This window comes from Streptomyces sp. NPDC003036 (assembly GCF_040611175.1).
Taxonomy (GTDB): Bacteria; Actinomycetota; Actinomycetes; order Streptomycetales; family Streptomycetaceae; genus Streptomyces.
Genome location: NZ_JBEXNO010000015.1, coordinates 141,180 through 147,499 on the forward strand (window position 1 = coordinate 141,180; position 6,320 = coordinate 147,499).

Below are 6,320 nucleotides of genomic sequence, written 5' to 3' on the forward strand. Positions count from 1 at the left end.
CTCGGTGTACGACAGGGCGCTGCCAGGTCGTGTCCGATGGGTCGTGGGGTTGCGCCGGCTCAACGAAGCGGTGCGGCGATGATGTGCGGGTGTTCTACGAGGATCTCAGCGAGTACGACTACCAGGACGAGGACGCGTTCACGGACAGGGAGTCGGGCTTCTATGCGCTCTGGTACCGCCCGACATACACCCGCCTGAACGTCGGGTGGCTGGAAGCCGGTAAGCCGTACTCGACAGGGACGGTCCCCACGGTGTTCGTGGGGAAGCTGAAGGCTGTGCAGGAGGTTCAGTGGATGAACGTCTGCCTCGGGGTGCACGCGTGCGACCTTTGTCCTGAGGATGAGGCTCCGGAAGGGAATGGAGAGGTACGGATCCCGGGCGAGCCCGGCTTCGCTTATGCCGCTCCATTTCTGATCACGCACTACATCACCGCCCACGGCTACCAACCGCCGCAGGCCTTCATTGATGCCGTTCTCGCTGTCGACCTCGACACGTGGGCCTCCGCGCGGTGGCCCGACGTCCCCTTTCCCTGGGTTCCGGAGGTCGCGGAACACATGCTGGAGTAGAGGCGCGAGGCTCATGTACGCAGCCAAAGGCGGATCGCGGCGACGGTGACCGCCCCGGGAAAGACGTAGTCCGGCTTGTCGTAACGGGTCGCCACCGCACGGAAGATCTTCAGCCGGTTGATCGTCCGCTCCACGTCGAACCCGGTCGGGTGGCCGCCCTTGCTACCGCGCCGCTGGCGGTTGGCCCGCTGGTCCTGGGCTCAGCGACCGCGCGCTTGATCTGGCACCGCCGTAGATAGCGACGGCTGCGGCGCTATGAATACGCCTTGTCGCCGCCAAGGTGATCGGCTCGAGTGCGCGGGTGTCCGCCGGCCGGTCGCGGAACCCGGATCTGTTCCAGCACCGGAATCACCTGCGGTGCGTCGCCCCATTGACCGGGCGTGACGACGAAGGCCAGCGGACGATGTCCGCCCTCACACCAATGGATCTTGCAGGTCAGTCCGCCTCCTGAACGGCCCAGGGCCTGGTCGCCCCGGTGACGGACCGCCGCGCCACTCCTCCGCCCTCGGGTGAGGTGACCTCCGGCACCCCGGCACCCTGGGGCCCCGCACCGTCGCGCCTGTCGCGCGGTGCGGGGCCCTTTCGATGCGGGGCTGCCTCGGTGCCGGGCCGCTTTTTTACGGCTTGGCCGGAACCGTCAAGCGCTCGATACGCTCTTACCTCTTACGGGGGCCGCGTGCCCTGACATGACCTGACCTGTCGATGGGGCTGGAGAATGATCGAGGCAGTCGGCCTGACGAAGCGCTACGGCGCCAAGACGGCCGTGTACAACCTTTCCTTCCAGGTGCGGCCCGGCACCGTCACCGGCTTCCTGGGGCCCAACGGCTCCGGGAAGTCGACGACCATGCGCATGATCCTGGGTCTGGACCAGCCGACGGCAGGCCACGTCACCATCGGCGGGCACCCCTTCCGCAAGCTGCCGAACGCGCCCCGGCAGGTCGGCGCGCTGCTCGACGCCAAGGCCGTCCACGGCGGGCGCAGCGCGCGCAACCATCTGTTGTCGCTCGCCCAGCTCGCCGGGATCCCGGCGCGGCGGGTCGACGAGGTGCTCGGCGTCGTCGGGCTCCAGGACGTGGCGAAGAAGCGGTCGAAGGGCTTCTCGCTCGGCATGGGGCAGCGGCTCGGCATCGCGGCCGCGCTGCTCGGCGATCCGCAGGTGCTGCTCTTCGACGAGCCCGTCAACGGCCTGGACCCCGAGGGCATCCTCTGGGTGCGCAACCTGATGAAGGCGCTCGCCGCCGAGGGGCGGACCGTCTTCGTGTCGTCGCACCTGATGAGCGAGATGGCGCTGACCGCCGAGCACCTGATCGTGATCGGGCGCGGCCAGCTGCTCGCCGACATGAGCGTCAAGGACTTCATTTCGGCCAACTCCGCCGACTTCGCGCGCGTGCGTACGCCGCAGACGGAGCCCGCGCAGCGGGACAAGCTGATGGGCGTGCTCGCCGAGGCCGGCGGGCAGGTCATGTCGGAGCCGGACGGTGCCCTGCGCGTGACCGGGCTGCCGCTGCCGCGCATCAGCGACCTCGCGCACGGCGCGGACGTACGGCTGTGGGAGCTGTCGCCGCACCAGGCCTCGCTGGAGGAGGCGTACATGCGGCTCACGCAGGGCGCCGTGGACTACCGCTCCACCATCGACCAGCGCTCCGGGCTGATGCAGCAGCCGGACCCCATGGGATACATGCCGCCGCAGCAGATCGTCCCCGAGGTGCCGCAGCAGGGCTGGTACGCCCCGCCGCCGCCCGGACAGAACCCGTACGCGGGCGGCGCCCCGGCCCCGGGCGCTCCGGCTCCCCAGGCGGCACCGCCCGCGCCCGCCGCCCCGCCCGCACCGCCCGCTCAGCCGCCCGCCCAGGCCTCCCTGACCAAGAGCGACCCCGAGGACGCCCGATGACCACCCCGCCGTACTCCTACAGCTCCCCCATCCCCGTCCGCCGCGCCCACCTCGGGGACGCGCTCGCCTCCGAGTGGACCAAGATCCGGTCGGTGCGGTCCACGATGTGGACGCTCGGCGTGATGATCCTGCTGATGATCGGCATCGGCCTGCTCTCCGCCTTCGCCGTGGCCGGCACCAACACGGACCTCGACGGCGAGTCCGTGCTTCCGCTCGGCTTCTTCGGCGTGCTGCTGGGCTCGATCTGCGTGATCACGCTGGGCGTGCTGACCATCTCGTCCGAGTACGGCACCGGCATGATCCGTACGACCCTGACCGCGTGCCCGAGCCGCGTGCGGGTGCTCGCCGCGAAGTCGATCGTCTTCTTCCTGGTCGTCTTCCTGGTCACCACCACCGTCGCCGCGCTCGTCGGCGCGATCCAGAGCGCGATCGTCGACTCGGGCACGTCGACCGGCGAGGACTGGTTCCGCGCCACCGTCGGTGTCGGTCTGTACGTGGCGACGCTCGGCCTGCTGTCGCTCGCCGTCGGCGCGCTGCTGCGCCACTCGGCCGGCGCGATCACCGTCATGCTCGGCCTGGTCCTGCTGCCCTTGGTCCTGGCGCTGTTCATGGTCGCGGAGTCGCTCCAGGACGTGCGGCAGGCCCTCTTCGAGTACTCGATCCCGAGCCAGCTCGGCGTCCTCTACGACAACGCCGTCACCGAGACCGGCCCGTCCGGCTGGGAGCCGCTGTGGATCATGCTGGGCGTGACCGCGGTGGCCATTGCCGGCGCCGCCCTGTCGATGGACAAGCGGGACGTCTAGGACAACCCGGCGCCGGACACGACCTTAGTACCGGGGCGCGCTACGGGACCGCTGCACCCGCGTGGTGCGGCGGTCCTTCGCGTTCCAGCACGCCTTGTGCCAGTGGCGCCGGTCCTCCACGCCACCGCCGTACGACGACGGCCACGCCACCACGTGCGGGACGCCGGAGGGGATCTCCTGGTCGCAGCCGGGGCACCGGTAGCGCTTGCCCGCGGCGCTCGCGCCCGCCACCTGCCGGACCGCCCACTCCTCGCCCTGCCAGGTCTCGCTGCGCTGGAAGCCGCCGTACCGGTCGCCCGTCTCGGTGGCGCGGTCGTTCGGCTTCTCGCCGCCACGGGGGCGGTTGCGGCGCGGAGACACGGGACACCTCACTTGGCGGGCGCTGACAGGGCCGGTCCAGCATACGAGAGCGGCAGTTAGCGGAAAATCAGAACAACTTGCCCCTTGGCCGTTGCCTTTGGCACCTGCCAGACGTTGTTGCCCCTGAGGGGAGCCGCGTCGGTCGCTCGAGGAGGCATGAGGCGATGCGTGTGGGAACTTTTGTACTGGCCGCCCAATTTCCCGGCCAGGGCCAGGGCGAGACGCTGCACCGCGCGATCCGCTCCGCCGAGGTCGCCGAGGAGGCCGGGCTGGACTCGGTGTGGCTCGCCGAGCACCACTTCGTGCCGTACGGCGTGTGCCCCTCGGCCGTCACCCTCGCCGCGCTGCTGCTGGGCCGCACCCGCCGGATCCGCGTCGGCACGGCGGTCAGCGTCCTGCCGACCACCCACCCCGTCACACTCGGCGAGCAGGCGGCGCTGCTGCACGTCACCTCCGGGGGCCGGTTCACGCTCGGCGTCGGCCGGGGCGGGCCCTGGATCGACCTGGAGGTCTTCGGCTCGGGCCTCGCGGCGTACGAGCGGGACTTCCCGGAGTCGCTGGACCTGCTGCTGCGCTGGCTGCGCGAGCCGCGCGTGGGGGCCGAGGGCCCGCGCCACCGGTTCCGCGAGGTCGCCGTCGTACCGAGGGCCGACGAGCTGATCGACGGCGACCCCGTCCCGGAGACCGTCCTCGCCTGCACCTCGCCCGCGAGCGTACGGCTCGCCGCCGGGCGGGCGCTGCCGATGCTGCTCGGCATGCACTGCGGCGACGAGGAGAAGGCGGAGATGGTCGCGCTGTGGCGGGCGGAGGCGCGCGCCGCCGGGCACCCTCCCGAAGTGATCGCGCGCGCCGCCGCCGGGCACGTCTCGGCGGGCGTGGCGCAGATCGCGGACCGCGCGGCGGACGCGGCGCAGGCGCTGCTGAAGGCGATGCCCGGCTGGCTGAAGCAGGGGCTTGACGCCCATGTGACGGTCGACGGGCGGCACCGCGCGATGCGCGACCCCGTCGCGTACACGGAGCTGCTGTGCGGGCTGCACCCGGTGGGGACGGCCCAAGGGGCGGCGGACCGGCTCGCGGCGACGTCGGAGCGGACGGGCATCACCCGCTTCGCGCTGCTCGTCGAGGGCTCGGGGGACATCCTGGCCACGGAGGAGAACGTACGGCGGCTGGGCGCGGAGGTCCTGCCCCTGGTCACCTGAGGGTGACGACGTCGGTGCTGCCGCCCCGGCGCGAGGCGCGCCTCCCGCGATGCGGAGCGGCAGCACGGGCTCAGCAGTCGCGCAGTTCGGGCGACTGGTTCAGCAGCTGGGCCCGTACGGAAGTGAAGCGGGTGTACCGCTCGTCCACCGAGGAGTCCAGCGGGAACACCGCGACGCGGTGGCAGTTCTGGAACGCCAGACGGACTCCGAAGTGCCGCTGGAGCGCACCCCGGATCGCGTCACTCGCGAGCGCACGCAGCAGCTGACCGCGTGCCTGCTCGTCCGGCGGCGGCGTCTGGTTGTCGGCGAACGCTCCGCCGTCCACCTTCAGCTGGGCCACCAGCGAGCTGATCATCTCCCATGCGTAGGGCAGGGAGGTCCGGACGCAGTCGACGAAGTCGGCTTCGTCGACCTCGCCTCGCTCGGCCTGTTCCAACAGCGCCGGTGAGACGTCGAGCGACATGGGTTCTCCTCTCGCGACCCCGGAAGGAACCGGGGTCTTACGGGCAGGGAAGGAGGACGCCCCCGTACGCCACGCAGAGTGCCCGGGCGACAACCTCCCGCGTCCACGGTAAGCGCGCTGTCCGGAGCGCACCAGGAGAATGGGGTCACAACCGGCCATGTACGTACGGGGGTTTAGGACCGAATCGCGCGGAAGAGCGGGTGTCTTGTAGCGTTGCGCACCATGCGTCTCGTCATCGCCCGCTGCTCCGTGGACTACGCGGGCCGGCTCACCGCCCACCTGCCCTCCGCCCCCCGTCTGATCCTCGTCAAGGCAGACGGCAGCGTCTCCATCCACGCGGACGACCGGGCGTACAAACCGCTCAACTGGATGTCGCCGCCGTGCACCCTCAAGGAGGGTGATGACAGCGTGTGGACGGTCGTGAACAAAGCGGGCGAGAAACTGATCATCACGATGGAGGAGATCCTCCACGACTCGTCGCATGAGCTCGGGGTCGACCCCGGCCTCATCAAGGACGGCGTGGAAGCGCACCTCCAGGAGCTCCTCGCCGACAGGATCGAGACATTGGGGGACGGTTATTCGCTGATCCGGCGCGAATACCCGACGGCCATCGGTCCCGTGGACATCCTCTGCCGCGACGCTGACGGTGCCACGGTCGCCGTGGAGATCAAGCGGCGCGGCGAGATCGACGGCGTGGAGCAGCTCACGCGCTACCTGGAGCTGCTCAACCGCGACCCGCACCTGGCACCGGTGCGGGGCGTCTTCGCCGCGCAGGAGATCAAGCCGCAGGCGCGCGTACTGGCGACGGACCGCGGGATCGCGTGCGTGGTGCTGGACTACGACGCGCTGCGCGGCATCGAGGACGACAAGCTGCGGCTGTTCTGAGCCGTTCTGATCGGCGGTACGCGGAAGGCCCCGGGCGACGAGTTCCCTCGCCCGGGGCCATGCGCGATGCCGAGGCCCGCGCCGCGGGGGGGCGGGGGGCGCCCGCGATCCGGAGATCACACCTCTGAAAAACACAAAACAACAAAAAAAAAA

Annotated in this window: 7 protein-coding genes and 1 pseudogene; 5 read left to right on the forward strand and 3 right to left on the reverse strand. The window is 70.6% G+C overall.

Features of this window, described 5'->3' with window-relative positions; translation table 11 throughout:
* The first annotated feature begins 89 nt into the window (after positions 1 to 89).
* Positions 90 to 566, forward strand: coding sequence for a hypothetical protein (locus ABZX67_RS13955; RefSeq protein WP_355358831.1), 477 nt, complete (start codon positions 90 to 92; stop codon positions 564 to 566).
* Between the two features lie 11 nt (positions 567 to 577).
* Here ABZX67_RS13955 and ABZX67_RS13960 read toward each other — a convergent pair.
* Positions 578 to 1,044: pseudogene (locus ABZX67_RS13960) on the reverse strand (IS5 family transposase); the annotation flags it as partial.
* 237 nt (positions 1,045 to 1,281) lie between these two features.
* Here ABZX67_RS13960 and ABZX67_RS13965 point away from each other — a divergent pair.
* Positions 1,282 to 2,457, forward strand: a complete 1,176-nt coding sequence (locus ABZX67_RS13965; RefSeq protein ID WP_355358834.1) for an ABC transporter ATP-binding protein — start codon at positions 1,282 to 1,284, stop codon at positions 2,455 to 2,457.
* Positions 2,454 to 3,260: an ABC transporter permease subunit gene (locus ABZX67_RS13970; protein ID WP_355358837.1), complete on the forward strand. Its 807-nt coding sequence runs from the start codon at positions 2,454 to 2,456 to the stop codon at positions 3,258 to 3,260. The genes ABZX67_RS13965 and ABZX67_RS13970 overlap by 4 nt, the downstream gene beginning before the upstream one ends.
* A 24-nt stretch (positions 3,261 to 3,284) precedes the next feature.
* On the opposite strand, the gene ABZX67_RS13975 is transcribed toward ABZX67_RS13970, so the two are convergent.
* On the reverse strand, positions 3,285 to 3,620 hold the full coding sequence (locus tag ABZX67_RS13975) for an ATP/GTP-binding protein (RefSeq protein WP_355358840.1): 336 nt from the start codon (positions 3,618 to 3,620) through the stop codon (positions 3,285 to 3,287).
* A gap of 164 nt (positions 3,621 to 3,784) precedes the next feature.
* Between ABZX67_RS13975 and ABZX67_RS13980 the strand changes: the two genes are divergently transcribed.
* Positions 3,785 to 4,819 (forward strand): LLM class flavin-dependent oxidoreductase, encoded by a 1,035-nt coding sequence (locus ABZX67_RS13980; RefSeq protein WP_355358843.1) that lies wholly within the window; start codon positions 3,785 to 3,787, stop codon positions 4,817 to 4,819.
* 70 nt (positions 4,820 to 4,889) lie between these two features.
* Here the strand turns inward: ABZX67_RS13980 and ABZX67_RS13985 are convergent, their stop codons facing one another.
* Positions 4,890 to 5,282 (reverse strand): SCO5389 family protein, encoded by a 393-nt coding sequence (locus ABZX67_RS13985; RefSeq protein ID WP_031073764.1) that lies wholly within the window; start codon positions 5,280 to 5,282, stop codon positions 4,890 to 4,892.
* A gap of 222 nt (positions 5,283 to 5,504) precedes the next feature.
* Between ABZX67_RS13985 and nucS the strand changes: the two genes are divergently transcribed.
* Positions 5,505 to 6,167, forward strand: coding sequence for an endonuclease NucS (nucS, locus tag ABZX67_RS13990; RefSeq protein ID WP_355358847.1), 663 nt, complete (start codon positions 5,505 to 5,507; stop codon positions 6,165 to 6,167).
* The last annotated feature ends 153 nt before the right edge of the window (positions 6,168 to 6,320 follow it).